At 63.3% G+C, this 16,526-nt stretch carries 12 protein-coding genes; 4 read left to right on the top strand and 8 right to left on the bottom strand.

Annotated elements, in window-relative coordinates; all coding sequences use genetic code 11:
- The first annotated feature begins 55 nt into the window (after positions 1-55).
- The gene (locus B5F89_RS03150; RefSeq protein ID WP_087430361.1) at positions 56-1,168 is read left to right on the top strand and encodes an asparaginase; all 1,113 of its coding nucleotides are present in this window, start codon (positions 56-58) and stop codon (positions 1,166-1,168) included.
- Between the two features lie 75 nt (positions 1,169-1,243).
- Here the strand turns inward: B5F89_RS03150 and B5F89_RS03145 are convergent, their stop codons facing one another.
- The 8 genes from B5F89_RS03145 to B5F89_RS03110 all read right to left on the bottom strand — a co-directional run bounded on the left by B5F89_RS03145 (position 1,244) and on the right by B5F89_RS03110 (position 8,287).
- Positions 1,244-1,453, bottom strand: coding sequence for a helix-turn-helix transcriptional regulator (locus tag B5F89_RS03145; protein WP_087430360.1), 210 nt, complete (start codon positions 1,451-1,453; stop codon positions 1,244-1,246).
- A gap of 166 nt (positions 1,454-1,619) precedes the next feature.
- Positions 1,620-2,003, bottom strand: coding sequence for a DUF1648 domain-containing protein (locus B5F89_RS03140; RefSeq protein WP_087430359.1), 384 nt, complete (start codon positions 2,001-2,003; stop codon positions 1,620-1,622).
- Positions 2,004-2,045: 42 nt separating this feature from the next.
- Positions 2,046-3,122 (bottom strand): redox-regulated ATPase YchF, encoded by a 1,077-nt coding sequence (gene ychF, locus B5F89_RS03135; RefSeq protein ID WP_087430358.1) that lies wholly within the window; start codon positions 3,120-3,122, stop codon positions 2,046-2,048.
- Positions 3,123-3,230: 108 nt separating this feature from the next.
- On the bottom strand, positions 3,231-4,502 hold the full coding sequence (locus B5F89_RS03130; RefSeq protein ID WP_087430542.1) for a 4Fe-4S binding protein: 1,272 nt from the start codon (positions 4,500-4,502) through the stop codon (positions 3,231-3,233).
- Between the two features lie 109 nt (positions 4,503-4,611).
- The gene (locus B5F89_RS03125; protein WP_087430357.1) at positions 4,612-4,896 is read right to left on the bottom strand and encodes a DUF1778 domain-containing protein; all 285 of its coding nucleotides are present in this window, start codon (positions 4,894-4,896) and stop codon (positions 4,612-4,614) included.
- A 283-nt stretch (positions 4,897-5,179) separates the two neighbouring features.
- Positions 5,180-6,817, bottom strand: coding sequence for a chaperonin GroEL (gene groL / locus B5F89_RS03120; RefSeq protein ID WP_087430356.1), 1,638 nt, complete (start codon positions 6,815-6,817; stop codon positions 5,180-5,182).
- Positions 6,818-6,872: 55 nt separating this feature from the next.
- Complete coding sequence (gene groES / locus B5F89_RS03115; protein WP_087430355.1) at positions 6,873-7,160, bottom strand: co-chaperone GroES; 288 nt, start codon at positions 7,158-7,160, stop codon at positions 6,873-6,875.
- Between the two features lie 287 nt (positions 7,161-7,447).
- Positions 7,448-8,287 (bottom strand): hypothetical protein, encoded by an 840-nt coding sequence (locus tag B5F89_RS03110; protein ID WP_087430354.1) that lies wholly within the window; start codon positions 8,285-8,287, stop codon positions 7,448-7,450.
- 231 nt (positions 8,288-8,518) lie between these two features.
- Between B5F89_RS03110 and gltB the strand changes: the two genes are divergently transcribed.
- The 3 genes from gltB (at position 8,519) to B5F89_RS03095 (ending at position 16,256) form a co-directional block, all read left to right on the top strand.
- Positions 8,519-13,168, top strand: a complete 4,650-nt coding sequence (gltB, locus tag B5F89_RS03105; protein ID WP_087430353.1) for a glutamate synthase large subunit — start codon at positions 8,519-8,521, stop codon at positions 13,166-13,168.
- A gap of 50 nt (positions 13,169-13,218) precedes the next feature.
- A complete protein-coding gene (locus B5F89_RS03100) occupies positions 13,219-14,742 on the top strand; it encodes a glutamate synthase subunit beta (protein WP_087430352.1) in 1,524 nt (507 codons plus the stop codon).
- Positions 14,743-15,116: 374 nt separating this feature from the next.
- Positions 15,117-16,256: a hypothetical protein gene (locus tag B5F89_RS03095; protein ID WP_087430351.1), complete on the top strand. Its 1,140-nt coding sequence runs from the start codon at positions 15,117-15,119 to the stop codon at positions 16,254-16,256.
- Positions 16,257-16,526 lie beyond the last annotated feature (270 nt).

Raw genomic sequence — 16,526 nt, 5'->3', positions numbered from 1 at the left:
CTACAATACTAAGACCGGCAACCGCGCCGGCACCTCGAGCAGAAAGCAACGCCTCATGAAGAAGATCCTCCTTATCGCCACCGGCGGCACCATCGCCTCGACCGAGGACGGCAACGGACTCTCCCCCGCCCTTACCGGGTCGGAGCTTGCCGCCTGCGTACCCGAGATCGAAGGCCTCTGCGAGCTCGACGTGGTCCAGCCCATGAACATCGACAGCACCAACATGCGCCCGAGCGACTGGCTGCACATCCGCAACGTGGTAATGGAGAACTACGATCGCTACGACGGATTTCTTGTTCTTCACGGCACCGACACCATGGCTTACACCGCAGCGGCCCTCTCCTACCTCATCCAGGCGAGCCCCAAACCCATCGTGCTTACCGGCTCGCAGCGCCCCATGCTGAGCCCCTTCACCGATGCAAAGCTCAACCTCTACCAGAGCCTGCTGTGGGCAGTCGATGACCGCGCTCGCGACGTTGCCATCGTGTTCGGCGGCCTTGTGATCGCCGGAACGCGCGCCCGCAAGCAGCGTACCATGAGCGCAAACGCCTTTACGAGCGTGAACTTCCCCCCGCTCGCCTACATCCGCCACGACCGCATCGTCCGCGGCGGCGCGTCGCTACCCGGCTGGACCATCGACGACCGCGCGCTCGAGGCGGCGGTTGCCTCCACCGAGACCGACGATGGCGTGCAGGCGTTTATCGCCGCCTTCCGCGCGGCGCGCGCTGCCGACAGGACGGCGCCGACCACCTTTGACGCACTCGATGACCGCGTCGCCGTCATCAAGCTCACCCCGGGGTTTGACCCGCGCATCTTCGAGGTGCTCAAGCCCGCCTATGACGCCGTCATCCTCGAGACGTTCGGCCTTGGCGGCGTGCCGGAGTACGGCCCCGACGCCCCATCCTTCAAGCAGGCGATTTTCGATTGGGTCGACTCGGGCCGCACCGTCGTCATGACCACGCAGGTCCCCGAGGAGGGACTCGATCTGGGGGTGTACGAGGTGGGACGCGCCTATGCCGACCACCCGGGCATCCTTCATGGCGACGACATGACCACCGAGGCGCTCGTCGCCAAGACCATGTGGGCGCTCGGCCAGTCGCGCGATCCGCGCGAGGTATCTCGCCTGTTCTACTCCGTGATCAATCACGACCGCACGCCGGCGCGCTGAGCGCAGCGCGCTGCCATACGACGATATGCCGTTGATTATGTAACGTTCATTCGACGATAAAACGGTACGAGCACGTCACTTCAAGAGGTCGATGGCATCCACGTCAAGCCCTTCCGCCACACGCACGAGCATCTTCACCGTTACGTTTGCGGTGCCGTTCTCGATACGGTTGAGGTAGGGGCGGCTGATACCGACCATAAGGGCAAACTCGCCCTTGCCGATCCCCTGCTCCTCACGCATCCTGCGGACGCGGTCGCCGATTCTCTGTACAGCCTCCTCTTTCATGCGTAAAAGTGTGAAGAAGCACTTAACGTGATAGGTAGCCTATAGTTTTCGCTTTACCCAAACCGCACACCGCCTGCCGCTTTACGCTGCATCGCGAGGCAACAAAATGAGCCCCCAGCCGCTGTGGCCGAGGGCTCGAGCGCAAAATCGCGAGTAATGACGGTTTCTACCCGGCGAAGGGAATACCCTGTCCCGTCATCGCCATATAGATGAGGTAAAGGTTCGCCGCGTTAAAGATGACGGCGGCGATAAGGCCGCTTTTCACGTAGCGCTTAAAGGTAAGCGCCGCAATGTGATCGGGCTCTCCGGTAGCTCCCGCACGCTTGAGGGCGCTCACAAGCGAGACAATGCCCAGCGCCAGGCAGATGACCGGCAGCAGCGCGAGGTGCCAGCGGCTGCCCGTGCGGGCCGTCTCGGCAACAGCATTGAAGCCAATCACCACAGTATCGGACATCTGGGGCAAGAAGATGGCAATCTCAATGAGAGGAATCACAGCGAGCACGGCAAGCGCCACCGCCATAATCCCATTGGTCTTTCCGTATTTGAACATCGTTGTCCTTTCGGCGAGCGACTGCGAGCGCGGCGCTCGAGCTTACACGTTGAAGCGGAAGTGCACCACGTCGCCGTCGGCCATGACGTAGTCCTTGCCCTCCATACGAAGCCTGCCCGCGGCACGGGCGCCCGCCTCGCCGCCGAGCTCAACGTAATCGTCGTAGGAGATAACCTCGGCCTTGATGAAACCACGCTCAAAATCGGAGTGGATGACGCCCGCCGCCTGAGGCGCGGTCGCGCCCTGGCGCACGGTCCACGCCTTGACCTCCATCTCGCCTGCGGTGAAGAACGACTGCAGGCCGAGCAGCTTGTACGCTGCCTGAGCGAGAACCTCAAGACCCGGACGCTCGAGACCGAGGGTCTCCAGATACTCCGCCGCCTCCTCGGGGTCGAGCTCAGAGAGCTCGGCCTCGACCTTGGCGCAGATGGCAATCGGGGTCACACCGTCGATGGGCTCGAGCTCCTGGCCGAGCATGTCCTCGTCAACGTTTGCCACATACAGAATCGGCTTCATGGTGAGCAGGAAGAGCCCCTTGGCAGCAGCGCGCTCCTCGGGCGTCATCTCGAGCGTCGCGGCGCGGTTGCCCTCGTTCAGCCACGCGGTCAGGCGCTTTGCAACCTCGAGCTTGGGCATAAGCTCATGGTCGCGCTTGGCCTCCTTCTCGAGCTTGGGCAGCTGCTTTTCCAGCGTCTGAAGGTCGGCCAAGATAAGCTCGGTCATGATGGTGTCGGCATCGGCCGCAGGATCAACAAAGTCACCCGTGCGTCCCACCTCACGCATGACATTGGGATCTTTGAAGTAGCGCACGACCTCGCAGATAGCGTCGGTTTCGCGGATGTTTGCGAGGAACTGGTTGCCCAGGCCCTCGCCCTCGTTGGCGCCCTTAACGAGGCCGGCGATGTCGACAAACTCGACCGTTGCTGGCACGATACGACCCGGGTTCACAATGTCTGCGAGCTTCTGCAAACGGTCGTCCGGCACGTTTACGATGCCGACGTTGGGGTCGATGGTGGCAAAGGGATAGTTAGCGGCAAGACCGCCCTTCTTGGTGAGCGCGGTGAACAGCGTCGACTTGCCCACGTTGGGCAGACCGACGATACCGATGGAAAGTGACACGACGTATCCTCTCAGAGTGTGGCGACACCGCGCGGTCGTAACGCGGCGGGCAATCGTAACGGCATCCATTGTACGCGGAAAGCTCCGCAGGCGCCGATGGCAGAAGCTCTACTTGTCGAGCTTCTCCATCTGGTCGAGCACGCGGTTGAGCTTCTGCTTGGCCTCCGCCTTGAGCTTATCGGCATCCTTTTTGGCCTGAGCCGCCTGGAGCGCCTTCTTCTCCGCCTCGGGATCGGGAATTACCAAGTCCGAGCCGTCATGCTCCACGAGCGTAAGGGCGTGCTCCGGGCAGACCTCGGCGCACAGGCCGCAGCCCACGCAATAAGTCGCCTCCAGCGCAAAGCGGCCCGCACCCACCAGATCGCAGGCGTGCAGCGGGCAGGCGCGCACGCAATCGCCGCACATGGTGCACTTTGAGAAGTCGCATTCGGGCACCTGGACGCGCACGTTCTCGGCGAGCTCGGGATGGGACTGCAAGGTGGAGAGCAGAAGCTTCCGCGACTGCGTGAGTATGCGACGACGCTTCTCGGTCGTGGTACCCGTGGCCTGGGAGAGCGTCCGCTCAAGAGCGGAGAGCTTCTTGTTGTGCTCCTTCAGGCGCTGCGTCACCGTGGCGACTGCCGCGGCGGCGGGATTTAGCTTAGACACCGTGAGGCCGGTCGTGCGCATGATGTTGTCCAGGAACTCCTTGCGCTCGTACTCGCGACGCTTCTCGCACGTGAGCGCACGGGCCTCGACCTCAAGACCCATGCCGGCACCGGCCCATTCCTCGGCCGTGGCGATGGCGTCCCCGAGCATCTCCTCGCCGCGGGCGTTGCGGCACTTGTCGCAGATGCCGAGGGGGAGATAGACGCTCACCTGCGGGAAGTCGCTCATGATGGCAAACCAGGTCTCGGGCGTGATATCGCCCACACAGGCGATGACGACCTCGTTCTCGCGCGGCACGCGGCGAAGGGCACGCGTGCAGGTCACGTACGCGGTGGTGTGTGCGGTGGCGGCTGCCGCAACCGCATCGTAGAGCTTCTTAGGTTGAATCTTGGGCGAGAGGACTGCCTCGGTGGGGCACACCGGCACGCAAAGGCCGCACTTGCGGCACGCGTCGGTGATCTCGACCTCGCCATCGTCGATATCGACCGCGTTCACGGAACAGACCTCGGCGCACTTGCGGCAGCTGCTCTTCTCGGACTTGCAGGTAAGGCACGGCAGCGCGTTGACACGCGGGCGCTCCTTATAGTCGGCGGGATTCCATTCCTGAACCGGCGCACCGGCGGTTGTGGTGCCAAGCAGCGCATCGGTCACGCCGCCGAGCGGGTCCTTCAAGACGTCGATGCCCTTAGTGATATCGATGATGTCATCGAAAAGGTCGTGTTGCTGCGCCATGAAACGGTTCCTCCCCTGCGCGTCATGAGCGGTAACCTCGATATCGTACCGCATCGCGCCGCCTCAGAGCGCCCCGTCCCCCTCCTGCGCGCAACGACCACGACGCTGACTACCGAGCAGCCTCCAGAACGCGCAGAGCCTTCTCAACCGCAGCCTCTCGCATAAATGCGGATTTCTTCACGCCGGATAGCTCAGCAGCACGCGCTATGAGCGCAGCAGCAGAAATCGGGCATTTAAAAGAAAGGTTTGCATTTTCCTCTTCGGAAAGGCGAGGCCTGCCGGCGCGGGTATTCACAAGGGACCCCCGCCATGTTCCTTCCTCCCATTCACGCGCTCGCTTTTCGATTTCTTCATCGGAAAGCTCGTAGCCATTTGCAAGCCTATACACCGCCATTACCTTCTCTTCTCTTATCTACTCCTATTTTCTACTACAAAATACCCTTTCTTCCGAGTTAGTTAAGAAGAACAGCTCATCTCCAATCTGCAGAGATGAGCCGTTCACGTATTCATGTTGTCAGCCGACCGCCGCCAGCTTGTTGCAGCATAGCCCTTATGCGCTCAAAACGCGGAATCCCCCGCCGGTGATTCCCTAAGCGAACATTCCGCAGGCCGTAAGGCCGAGGCCGTTCGTGTGGGACCACCGACGGGGGATCCGACAGGATTCAGCCGTTTATGGCTTAGTACATACCACCCTGCTGCGCGTTGGCGGTAGCGGCAGCGATGGCATCCTCAAGCTGGGTGTTCTTCGGCACGTCGGTGACGGTGGCCTCGGTGATGAGGATGAGCGACGCCACGGAGGCGGCGTTCTGGAGCGTGGTGCGGGTGACCTTGACCGGGTCGAGCACGCCCATCTCGATCATGTCGCCCCACTCGCCGTTAGCGGAGTTGAGGCCCTGGCCGGCGGGCAGGCCCGCGACCTTGTCAACCACAACGGCGCCCTCGTAGCCAGCGTTCTTAGCGATGGTGGCCACAGGAGCGGTCAGCGCCTTCTTGACGATGTCGATACCGATCTGCTCCTCGGGATCAGAGATCTCGATCTTGTCGAGCGCGGGCAGAGCGTCCATAAACGCCACGCCGCCGCCGGCGACGATGCCCTCCTCGACCGCAGCGCGGGTCGCCTGCAGGGCGTCCTCGACGCGGTGCTTGATCTCCTTGAGCTCGGTCTCGGTCGCAGCGCCGACCTTGATGACGGCAACGCCACCGGAGAGCTTGGCGAGACGCTCCTGGAGCTTCTCGCGGTCGAACTCGGAGTCGGTGTGCTCGAGCTCAGCGTGAATCTGAGCCACGCGGGCCTCGATGGCATCCTTGGAACCAGCGCCGTCAACGATGGTGGTGTTGTCCTTGGTGACGGTAACGGTCTTGGCGGTACCGAGCATATCAGCGGTGATGTCGGCAATCTTGATGCCGAGCTCGTCGAGGGCAGCCTGGCCGCCGGTGAGGGCAGCGATGTCCTCGAGCATGCGCTTACGACGGTCGCCGTAGCCGGGGGCCTTCACAGCGCAGACGTTGAGAGCGCCGCGGATCTTGTTGAGAACGAGCGTGGGCAGAGCCTCGCCGTCGATGTCCTCAGCAATGATGAGCAGGCTCTTGCCGGCGCGCGAAACAGCCTCGAGCACGGGCATGATGTCCTGAACGTTGGAGATCTTCTGGTCGGTGATGAGGATGTAGGGGTCCTTGAGGACGGCCTCCATGCGATCGTTGTCGGTCACGAAGTACGCGGAGACGTAGCCCTTGTCGAACTGCATGCCCTCGACGGTGTCGATGGTGATGTCAAAGGTCTGACCATCCTCGACGGTGATGACGCCGTCCTTGCCCACAACGTCCATAGCGTCGGAAATCTTGCTGCCGACCTCGGGGTCACCAGCGGAGATGGTGCCGACAGAAGCAATCTGCTCCTTGGTCTCGACGGGCTGAGCCTGCTCCTTCATGGCCTCGACAGCGGCGCGGACGGCCTTGTCGATACCGCGGCGGATAGCGAGCGGGTTAGCGCCGGCAGCAACGTTGCGCAGGCCGTCGTTGACGATGACCTGGGCGAGAAGCGTCGCGGTGGTGGTGCCGTCACCCACGGTGTCGTTGGTCTTGGTAGCGACCTCCTTCACCAGCTGGGCACCCATGTTCTCGATGTTGTCCTCGAGCTCGATCTCCTTGGCAACCGACACGCCATCGTTGGTGATGGTCGGGGCGCCGTAGGAGCGCTGGAGCGCAACGTAGCGGCCCTTGGGGCCCATGGTGACGGTGACCGCGTCGGCCAGCTTGTTCACGCCCTGCGCAAGCTTGGTGCGCGCAGCGGTGTCAAACGTGATGTTCTTAGCCATCTTATCTGTCCTCCATTACCGAGATGTGATACCTAAGTGAGAAACGACTTGGCGTTTACTCGACGATCGCGTAAATGTCGTCGGCGCGCATGAGGAGATAGTCCTCACCGTCGACCTTAACCTCGTTGCCACCAAACTTACCGTAGATAACGGTGTCGCCGGGCTTGACGTCGATGGGCATACGCTCACCCTTGTCGTTCACCTTGCCGGTGCCCACGGCAACGACGGTGCCGCGCTGCGGCTTCTCCTGGGCGTTGCTGGCGATGTAGAGACCCGAAGCGGTCTTCTGCTCAGCGGCATCGGGCTTGACGAGAACGCGATCTCCAAGCGGCTTGAGACTCATGTGAGATTCCTCCTTCGCTGGTGCCCCGGCATGTTACCGTGCATCCATGCTTTTACGTACGCAGAGAATAGTACCCACGTTGCGAGACTTATACAACTCATAAGCAAAAAATCTTATGAATCGGCACTTAGATTTCTTCAGTGCGCATGAAGGGGCAGGGGCGTTGCGCGCGCCCTTTCGCTTCGGACAGTCCTGGCTCGCTCGAAGGCGCCACGGGCGCCTTCGACTCGTGCGGAACTTGCGAAAGGGCGCGCGCAACGCCCCTGCCGGTGCTTACCAAAAAAGAATTACTCGTCGATCGTCTGTCGCTCAGCTTTATGCAGCAGTTGTACGCGCATGGTCTCGTACCTGGGGACAATTGGCTCCTCGCCGAGGGCGGCTAGGTCGCGCGCCACTTCTGCCAAACGGCCATGGGCAAGCTCATAGGCGTCGAGGCGCAGACGCAGGCCGATGCGGTTCAAGTTCTTGTCCGCAAGACCCATCTGCTCGCGGATATAGCGCGCATCCTCCTCGCTCCACTGCTCAACGGGCCTGCACCTCAGCTCCAGATCGCGTACAAGATTGGTCGCCGTTGCCGCAAGCTTGGAACCGGCGCGGTACCGCACCGCCATGGCGCGAATACGGTCGAGCGCCTCATCGCGGCGGACGGTATCGTTTTGCGCATTATAAAGAAGCACCTGCAGGTTGAGCGAGCGGAGGCGCTGGGTACTTTTACGCCCCTTGAACGTCAACCGTGCAAGACGCTCAAGCGCCGCATCGTCGAGCCCGTCGAAGTAGTCGCAAAACGCGAGCTCCAGCTCGAGCGTGTTCCGCGTGGAGCGGTTCTTTGTCTGCCCATAGTAGGCCTCGAGGGCGGCGCGGTATTTTGCTACGTCCGCGTCCTGCCAAAGGATGTCTTGGAACTGCGACACCGCTTGCGTGAGCCGATAGAAGAAGAGAAGAAACGTCGCGATGATGCCCGCAAGGCCGAACAGATAGAGTACGGGCGCTCCCTTCTCGACAGCGAAGAGCGCCATGGCACCAAGAACGAGCACCATCGCAATGTGCTGCACCCTCAGAGCCAGCAGGGTCTTCTTGTGGTGGGCGAGGGCCTCCTCGGCCGTCATGTCCGCAGAAACCGATTGCATACACCCTCCTATCGCGTCGCGACTTCAAACCATCATAGAGCACGCCTGCTATGTTGGCGGCGCGTTTCCATCTCGTTTGCGATGGGTTACGGCGCGGTTACCCTCCTGTTTCGAAATATACGGGTAACACACGCACGCGTTTTCACTCCTACTATGCCGCGCATGCCCTCATGCCGCCCGAGCAGGCGGCGTAACGGCATTCACCGACAATAGCGAACAGGAGGGGACGCCATGCCCTACCTCGCCTCGAGCGATTCCGCCCGCACGGCGCAGATGCCGCGCAGCCTCTACCGGCCCGAATTCGAGCACGATGCTTGCGGCATCGGTGCGCTCGCCAACATCAATGGTGTCAAATCCCACCAGATCCTCGACGACGCGCTCTCGGTCCTCGTGAACCTCGAGCACCGTGGCGGCACGGGGCTCGAAAAGAACACCGGCGACGGCGCGGGCGTGCTGTTTCAGGTTCCGCACCACTTCTTCCGCAAGGAGGCGCAAAAGTGCGGCCACCTTCTGCCCGAAGAAGGCGACTACGGTGTGGCGATGGTCTTCTTCCCGCAGGATGAACGAGGCGCCGCAGACGCACGCAGCGTCTTTGAGGCGGGCTGCGCCGAGGCGGGCGTGCCCGTGCTCTTTTGGCGCGAGGTGCCCGTGGATCCGCACGACCTAGGAGAGACCACACGGGCCTGCATGCCTACCATCGTGCAGGCGTTTTTGGGCCGCCCCGAGGGTATCGAGCGCGGCGACGCCTTTGAACGCAAGCTCTATGTTTGCCGTCGCACTATCGAGAAGCGCGGTGAGGCAGCCCACGCGCTTGCAGGCAAAATCTTCTACATCTGCAGTATGTCGAGCAGAACCATCGTCTACAAGGGCATGCTCGTCGCCACGCAGATGCGGCGCTTTTTCTGCGACCTCAACGATGCCGCGGTCAAGACCGCGGTAGCGCTTGTGCACTCCCGTTACTCGACCAACACTACCCCCAGCTGGGAGCGCGCGCATCCCAATCGCCTTATCATCCACAACGGCGAGATCAACACGCTCAAAGGCAACGTCAACTGGATCCGTGCCCGCGAGCCAAACCTGTACTCGCCGGTACTCGGACAGGATCTCGAGCAGGTACTCCCCGTCATTAACCGAGAAGGATCCGATTCGGCCGTCCTCGATAACGTGCTCGAGTTCCTGGTCATGAACGGCCGGCCGCTCTCCCGCGCCGTGTCGATGCTTCTGCCCGAGCCGTGGGACAAAAACGATGCGCTCAGCGACGAACGGCGCGCCTACGACGCCTATCAGTCCATGTTGATGGAACCTTGGGACGGACCGGCGGCGATCGCCTTCACCGACGGGCAAACACTCGGCGCCGCGCTCGATCGCAACGGGCTGCGCCCCGCACGCTACTACATGACGCGCGATGACCGCTTTTTGCTCTCAAGCGAGGTGGGAACCATCGACGTGGACCCCGAGAACATCCTTGTCTCGGGCTGCCTCGGTCCCGGCGAGATGCTCGAGGTCGATTTTGCGCAGGGGCGCATTGTGTACAACGACGAGCTCAGGCGTCGCTGGGCCAAAGAGAAGCCCTATCGAGACTGGATTGCGGAGGAGACCATCGACCTCGCCGACCTCGATGGGGCAGGCGCCACGCTCCCCCAGGAGGACGCAGATGTTGCCGACACGGTCGCTGCCGCCAAGCTCGGCTACCACTTTGACGACGTCGAAGAGGTCATCCGCCCCATGGCGGCAAGCGGCAAAACACCTCTGGCGTCGATGGGCATCGATGCGCCGCTCGCCTGCCTCTCCACCAAGACGCGCTCGTTTTTTGACTACTTCTACCAGCTCTTTGCCCAGGTCACCAACCCGCCCATCGACGCGTTGCGCGAGAGCTTTGTTACCTCGACCGTTCTCTACCTGGGCAACCACGGCAACCTGCTCGAGGATTCGCGCGCCGCGTGTCGGCTCGTGCGCTTGCCGGGGCCGCTTCTGACGGCAGAGGACCTCGACCGCATCGTCTCGATCGACCGCGTGGGCTTTCGCGTCACACGTTTTCGCGCCGTATTTGAACGCAGTGCGGGGTCAGGCGCCCTCGAGCAGGCACTCGATGATCTCAACGGCGCGGTCGAGGCCGCGGTGCGCGCGGGAACCAACATCGTGATTCTCTCGGACCGGGCAGGCGCCACCGAGGTGCCCATCCCCTCGCTGCTCGCCGTTGCCTCGGTGCACAACCACCTTATGCGCGCCGGTGTGCGCACGTTCGCGGACATCGTGGTCGAGAGCGGCGATGCCATCTCGGCACACGATCTCGCCTGTCTTGTGGGCTACTCCGCAAGCGGTATTCTCCCCTACCGCGCGCATGCCCAGGTTCGCAAGCTCGCCGATGAGGGTGACCTCGTCGCCGCGGACGGCCACACGCTCACGGCGGCGGAGGCCATCGAGAACTACAACCGCGCCGCCTGCGCAGGCATGGTGTCAATCATGTCCAAGATGGGCATCTCGACCGCGCAAAGCTACCACTCCGCCCAGATCTTTGAGGCAGTCGGCCTTGCGGATGACCTGGTGGCGCGCCACTTTGCCGGTACCGTGAGCCGTGTGGGCGGCCTTGGCGTCGCCGATGTGCAGCGCGAGCTCGAGGAACGCTTCGATGCCGCGCAGGCGCTGCTCGCCAGTCCCTCGCCCAATCAGCTCCCCACCCTCGGCCTCACCAAATGGCGCCCCGTGCGCGGCGAGGATCACTTGATCGACCCCCAGGTCATCTACACCCTGCAGCGCGCCTGCCGCGAGGGCGACTTTGAGCGCTTCCTCTCCTACAGCGAGCTTTTGCGGCGCCCAGGGCGGGCGGTGCGCCTGCGCGACCTTCTGGACTTTGACACCGCCGGGCGCGCTGCCATCCCCTTGGACGAGGTTGAGGACGCGCGCAGCATCGTGCGCCGCTTCAACACCGGCGCCATGTCGTTTGGCTCCATCAGCCGCGAGGCGCACGAGTGCATGGCGATCGCCATGAATCGTCTTCACGGCCGCTCGAACTCGGGCGAGGGCGGCGAGGACCCGCGCCGCGAGACCCCGCTTGCGGGCGGCGACTCGGCAAACTCCGCCATCAAGCAGGTGGCGTCGGGGCGCTTTGGCGTGACGAGCCGTTACCTCGTCTCCGCGACCGAAATCCAGATCAAGATGGCGCAGGGCGCCAAGCCCGGCGAGGGCGGCCACCTGCCCGGCAAGAAGGTCTATCCGTGGGTGGCCGAGGTACGCCGCTCCACACCGGGCATCGGCCTTATCTCGCCTCCGCCGCACCACGACATCTACTCCATCGAGGACCTCGCCGAGCTTATCTTTGACCTCAAGTGCGCCAACCCCAAGGCGCGCATCAGCGTGAAGCTCGTGTCCGAGGCGGGCGTGGGCACCATCGCCACGGGCGTTGCCAAGGGCGGCGCCAACAAAATCCTCATCTCGGGCCATAACGGCGGATCGGGCGCGGCGCCGCGCGACTCCATCTGGCACGCGGGGCTCCCACTCGAGCTCGGCCTCGCCGAGACGCAGCAGACCCTCGTTATGAACGGTTTGCGCTCGCGCGTGGTGCTCGAGGCGGACGGCAAGCTTATGGACGGCACCGATGTCGCGGTCGCCTGCCTCCTTGGCGCCGAGGAGTTTGGCTTTGCCACCATGCCGCTTATTGCCATGGGTTGCCTCATGCAGCGCGACTGCCACCAAGACACCTGCCCGGCGGGTATCGCCACGCAGAACTGCCGCCTGCGCCAAGGTTTTGCCGGCAAACCCGAGCATGTGGAGAACTTCATGCTCTTTGTGGCAGAGCAGCTGCGCAGCGTCATGGCGCGGCTCGGCTTTAGGACCGTAGAGGAAATGGTCGGCCACACCGAGTGCCTCCGCCAGATCGAGGTGCCGGGCAACCGCAAGGCCAACCTCATCGACCTCTCCTGTGTCCTCGCGCCCGCGCGCTGCACCTTTGGCGCGCACATCCCCGGCGCTGACGCCACGCACTACCTGCCCGAGATGGTCGCAGATGCCGCGCTCGAGAAGACGCTCGACGCGACGCTCCTCATCCCCCAGACGGCGGATGCCCGCGCACACCTGCGCCCTGTACACCTCACAGTCGATATCGACAACGTCAACCGCTGCGTGGGCACCATGCTCGGCAGCGCGGTGACCAGCGCGCACCCGGACGGCCTGCCCGATGGCTCCATTGTGGTGGACAGCACAGGCTCCGCAGGCCAGAGCTTTGGCGCGTTTCTGCCCGCAGGCATCACCTTAAATGTGGTTGGCGATGCAAACGACTACGTAGGTAAGGGACTCTCGGGCGGCATCGTTACGGTGCGTCCACACGAGGCGGCCACGTACAAGTTTGACGAGAACGTCATCGTGGGCAACGTTGCCTTCTTTGGCGCTACAGACGGCAAGGGATTTGTGAACGGTCTCGCCGGCCAGCGCTTTGCCGTGCGCAACTCAGGTGCGACGCTTGTGGTAGAGGGCGTGGGCGCCCACGGTTGCGAATACATGACCGGCGGGCGCGTGCTCGTGCTCGGCGAGGTGGGCCCGAACTTTGCCGCTGGCATGACGGGAGGCTTCGCGTACGTCTACGACGAGCGAGGGACGCTTGCCGAGCGCGTGAACGCCGAGCTTGTCCGGCTGCGCCAGCCCACCGAAATGGAGCTCGCCGAGATTCGTGCGCTCATTGAGGAGCACGTCGAGCGCACCGCGAGCCCGCGTGGCATCAAGCTGCTGTACCGCTTCGCTGCTGAGTCGGCGCGCTTTGTTGTGGTGGCACCGGTGGAGTACGAGCGCGTGCGCGCCGTTGTCGATGCCGCCGAACGTGCCGGCGCCTCACCCGAGGAGGCGCTCGAGCGCGCCTTTGAGACCGTGACCGCCCAGACCCTCGACTGATTGAGGCGCCTGGCCCCGCCGGGCCGCACCGCCCCAGAAAGGACACTGCCATGGGAAAACCGGGAGCATTCCTTACGCATGACCGCCACGCCCACCGCGCGCGACCGGTTGCCGAGCGCACGCGTGACTATCGCGAGCTCTATGTCGAACCCGACGAGGAAACGCGCCGCGAGCAGGCGAGCCGCTGCATGATGTGCGGCGTCGCCTTTTGCCAGACAGGAGCGCCCTTTGGGCATGCCCGCCCGAGCGGATGTCCGCTCCACAACCTCATTCCCGAGTGGAACGACCTCATCTGGCGCGGACGCTGGCACGATGCCGCTGAGCGCCTGGCGCTCACCAATCCCCTGCCCGAGTTCACCAGCCGCGTCTGCCCCGCTCTCTGCGAGGCGGCGTGCAACCTCGGGCGCGTAAACAACGAGCCCACAACGATTCACGACGACGAGCGCGCTATCTCCGACTGGGAATGGGATCACGGCGGACCCCGCCGCTTTGCACCTGCCACCGAAGGAGCCCCACGCGTCGCCGTCGTGGGATCGGGGCCAGCGGGACTTGCCTGCGCTTGGGAGCTTGCGCGACGCGGCGTGCGCGTCACCGTCATTGAACGCGCGGACCGCGCCGGCGGCCTTCTTATGTACGGTATCCCCAACATGAAGCTCGAGAAAGACGTCGTTGAGCGGCGCGTAAACCTTATGGAGGAGCTGGGTATCCGTTTCATGCTCAGCACCGACGCGGCGAACCCCGCCGTTGCGCAGGACATCCTCGCTGATAACGACGCCGTTGTCCTCGCCGTAGGAGCGCGGCACGCACGCGGTCTCTCGGCGCCCGGCACAGACGGAGGCGGGGTCGTCTTTGCACTCGACTACCTCACCGCTGCGACCAAATCGCTACTGGACGCCGAGCCCGTGGCCCCTTCCCTTTCCGCTAACGATCGCAATGTGGTAGTCATCGGCGGCGGCGACACCGGCAACGACTGCGTCGCCACCGCCGTGAGGCAGGGGGCGCGCAGCGTGCGCCAGATCGAGGTTATGCCGCGCCCCGCCGAGAAACGCGCGGCAACTAACCCCTGGCCAGAATGGCCGCAGGTCCTCAAAACCGATTATGGTCAGGAGGAGGCCATCGCCCTTATGGGAGGCGAGATGAGATCCTGGGCAACCGACACGCTCGAGATCCTACACGACGAGCGGGGCGCAGTGCGCGCGGTGCGCGTGGTCGACCTTGACTGGTCCGGTGGAACGCCGTCACCAATCGCCGGGACAGAGCGAGAGATCCCCTGTGAGCTGGTCCTTATCGCGTGCGGATTCACGGGGCCGGAACGCACCATCTTCGATGCCTTTGGTGTCGCACTCGCGCAAGAAGGACGCCCGATGCCCCTTACGGAGGCGCCGGGGAGTCATCGCTGCGCCATGTCCAACAGCAGTGCGCCCACCGGGCCGGCATCGGAGATTGCGAAGACACCGGAGACGCCTCTGTTTGTCGCGGGCGATGCGCGCAGCGGCGCATCGCTTGTCGTTTCCGCCATCGCCGACGCTCTCGCCTGTGTCGACGAAATAATGGAGACACTCGCCACGCGATAACCGAAAGTGCTAGATAGCACCTGCCACTGCCACAATCTGTCTCGCTCGACCGCGCGCGAAGAATTCGCGTATTCCTAGCGTTGGCAGAGCCAAATCCGTACGCCCCTGACGAAAAAGGCATCCAGAACGTCAGGAGCGTACGGATTCATTTCCTGCCTCGTCCAAATCATACGGATACCCTGTCATCCCCTGCGGTAGCACCAACTCGCCAAAGAAGACGACGCCCATCGCATCTCGTCACCGCACAAACGAGAACCGTGTCGCCCTGCATCAACGGCGAAAAAACGGGCATACCAAGCTGCAACACTATCGTAGGCGCGCGGTCGGCGCCAGCGGTCGCATGCGCCATCCGTATCGGAGGCCGAGGAGGAGCCGTGTCGACAGCTGTCAACCATGAGATTGATCAGCTCTTCTGCGATGCCGAGCGACGTCAACGGCTCGTGCGCGTGTCGTCCAACCGGCTCGGGGCGGCGTTAGCGCGTCGCCTCAAGGCAGGCTACGTCATTCGTCCAGCTCGCTCCCTCTACGCACGCGTCACCTACTGGGAGGCATTAACGCCCATAGAGCAGGCGTGGCATCTCATCCGTAGCATCCATGACGCGCAACCCCACTGGGTCTTTTGCGGCGAAACGGCAGCGCTCATTCACGGCATGCCCGTTTCCTACTCGCGCGCACTACCCATCCACGTTGCTGACGGCCCCCACGCCCGGCCACGCACAAGCGGGGTTATCGCACACCACGCGCTACCGTGCGACAATCCCGTCCTCGTGAACGGCATCCCCGTGACATCGCTCGCACGGACGCTTTGCGACTGCTTACAGGCGCTTCCCTTTGGCGACGCACTCGCCTACGCGGACGCTGCGTTGCGCGTCTCAAAACGCTCGATTGAGGAGCTCCGTACCAGTATCGAAGCGCTCCCCCTGCGCCCGCGCGGAGTGCGACGTGCCGCAGGCATCTTGGGTTACGCCGACGCCCGCAGCGAAAGTTGGGCGGAATCGGTTGTGCGCGCCACCATCCTCTCGCAAGGATTCGCACTGCCCGAGCTGCAAGTCACTCTAGCCAGCCCTGTAGACCCTACACAGACGTATCGGGTCGATGGCATCTTCACGCGAATAGATGGAACGTGCGTTGTACTTGAGGTTGATGGGGTCGAAAAGTATGTGAATGAGCACATGCTCCACGGCAAAAGCACCGTGCGCGCGCTCGCCGATGAACAGCACCGTGAGGCAGAACTCACCTTGCTCGGCATGCCGGTGCTCCGCATTTCTTCGAACGAGGCGCACGACCCAAATCGCATGGTGGCCAAGCTCACCGCCTATGACATACCACGTGACCCAGAAACTGCCCATGCCATTCGTCGCCTTGCCCGGCGCGACCCCATCTCAACAGCGACGTTTCGCACCCTGCGCCTAACCGATAATCCGCTCTGCGTCGCTACTTTGCGCTGCGGCGCCGAAAATCCGCCGCGAATCCCCGCCCCGCTGCTAGCCCTTGTCGAAGAGATGGCCGCATAGCCTAACATCGAGCAGCGAAACACGCGCTCGCAACCTCTGCGTCCGGTTGTGCACGCCGCTATCTGCACATGCATGCCGGCAGCCGCGCCCATACCGACAGGCGCGCACGGCACCCCCCTGGTGGCGTGCATCCCAACGGTCGCACAAACATATTTCAAGCAATGGGACTGCGGACGTTTTCCTGTACATCCTACACCGCGTAGCCGAGCAGCCTGCGGTTCTCGTCCGGCGTCCTCCAGCCCAGCGCCGCCGACGCCCGCTCCGACCGGA

The organism is Collinsella sp. An307 (genome assembly GCF_002161805.1).
Lineage (GTDB): Bacteria > Actinomycetota > Coriobacteriia > Coriobacteriales > Coriobacteriaceae > Coprousia.
The sequence above is the reverse complement of the archived record's forward strand: the minus strand, read 5'-3'. Positions and strand labels throughout refer to the sequence as shown.

Excerpts from the sequence above, each read along its gene's own strand:
- B5F89_RS03150 (WP_087430361.1), top strand. The coding sequence starts at position 56 with ATGAAGAAGATCCTCCTTATCGCCACCGGCGGCACCATCGCCTCGACC.
- B5F89_RS03145 (WP_087430360.1), bottom strand. The coding sequence starts at position 1,453 with ATGAAAGAGGAGGCTGTACAGAGAATCGGCGACCGCGTCCGCAGGATG.
- B5F89_RS03140 (WP_087430359.1), bottom strand. The coding sequence starts at position 2,003 with ATGTTCAAATACGGAAAGACCAATGGGATTATGGCGGTGGCGCTTGCC.
- B5F89_RS03130 (WP_087430542.1), bottom strand. The coding sequence starts at position 4,502 with ATGGCGCAGCAACACGACCTTTTCGATGACATCATCGATATCACTAAG.
- B5F89_RS03125 (WP_087430357.1), bottom strand. The coding sequence starts at position 4,896 with ATGGCGGTGTATAGGCTTGCAAATGGCTACGAGCTTTCCGATGAAGAA.
- groL (WP_087430356.1), bottom strand. The coding sequence starts at position 6,817 with ATGGCTAAGAACATCACGTTTGACACCGCTGCGCGCACCAAGCTTGCG.
- groES (WP_087430355.1), bottom strand. The coding sequence starts at position 7,160 with ATGAGTCTCAAGCCGCTTGGAGATCGCGTTCTCGTCAAGCCCGATGCC.
- B5F89_RS03110 (WP_087430354.1), bottom strand. The coding sequence starts at position 8,287 with ATGCAATCGGTTTCTGCGGACATGACGGCCGAGGAGGCCCTCGCCCAC.
- gltB (WP_087430353.1), top strand. The coding sequence starts at position 8,519 with ATGCCCTACCTCGCCTCGAGCGATTCCGCCCGCACGGCGCAGATGCCG.
- B5F89_RS03100 (WP_087430352.1), top strand. The coding sequence starts at position 13,219 with ATGGGAAAACCGGGAGCATTCCTTACGCATGACCGCCACGCCCACCGC.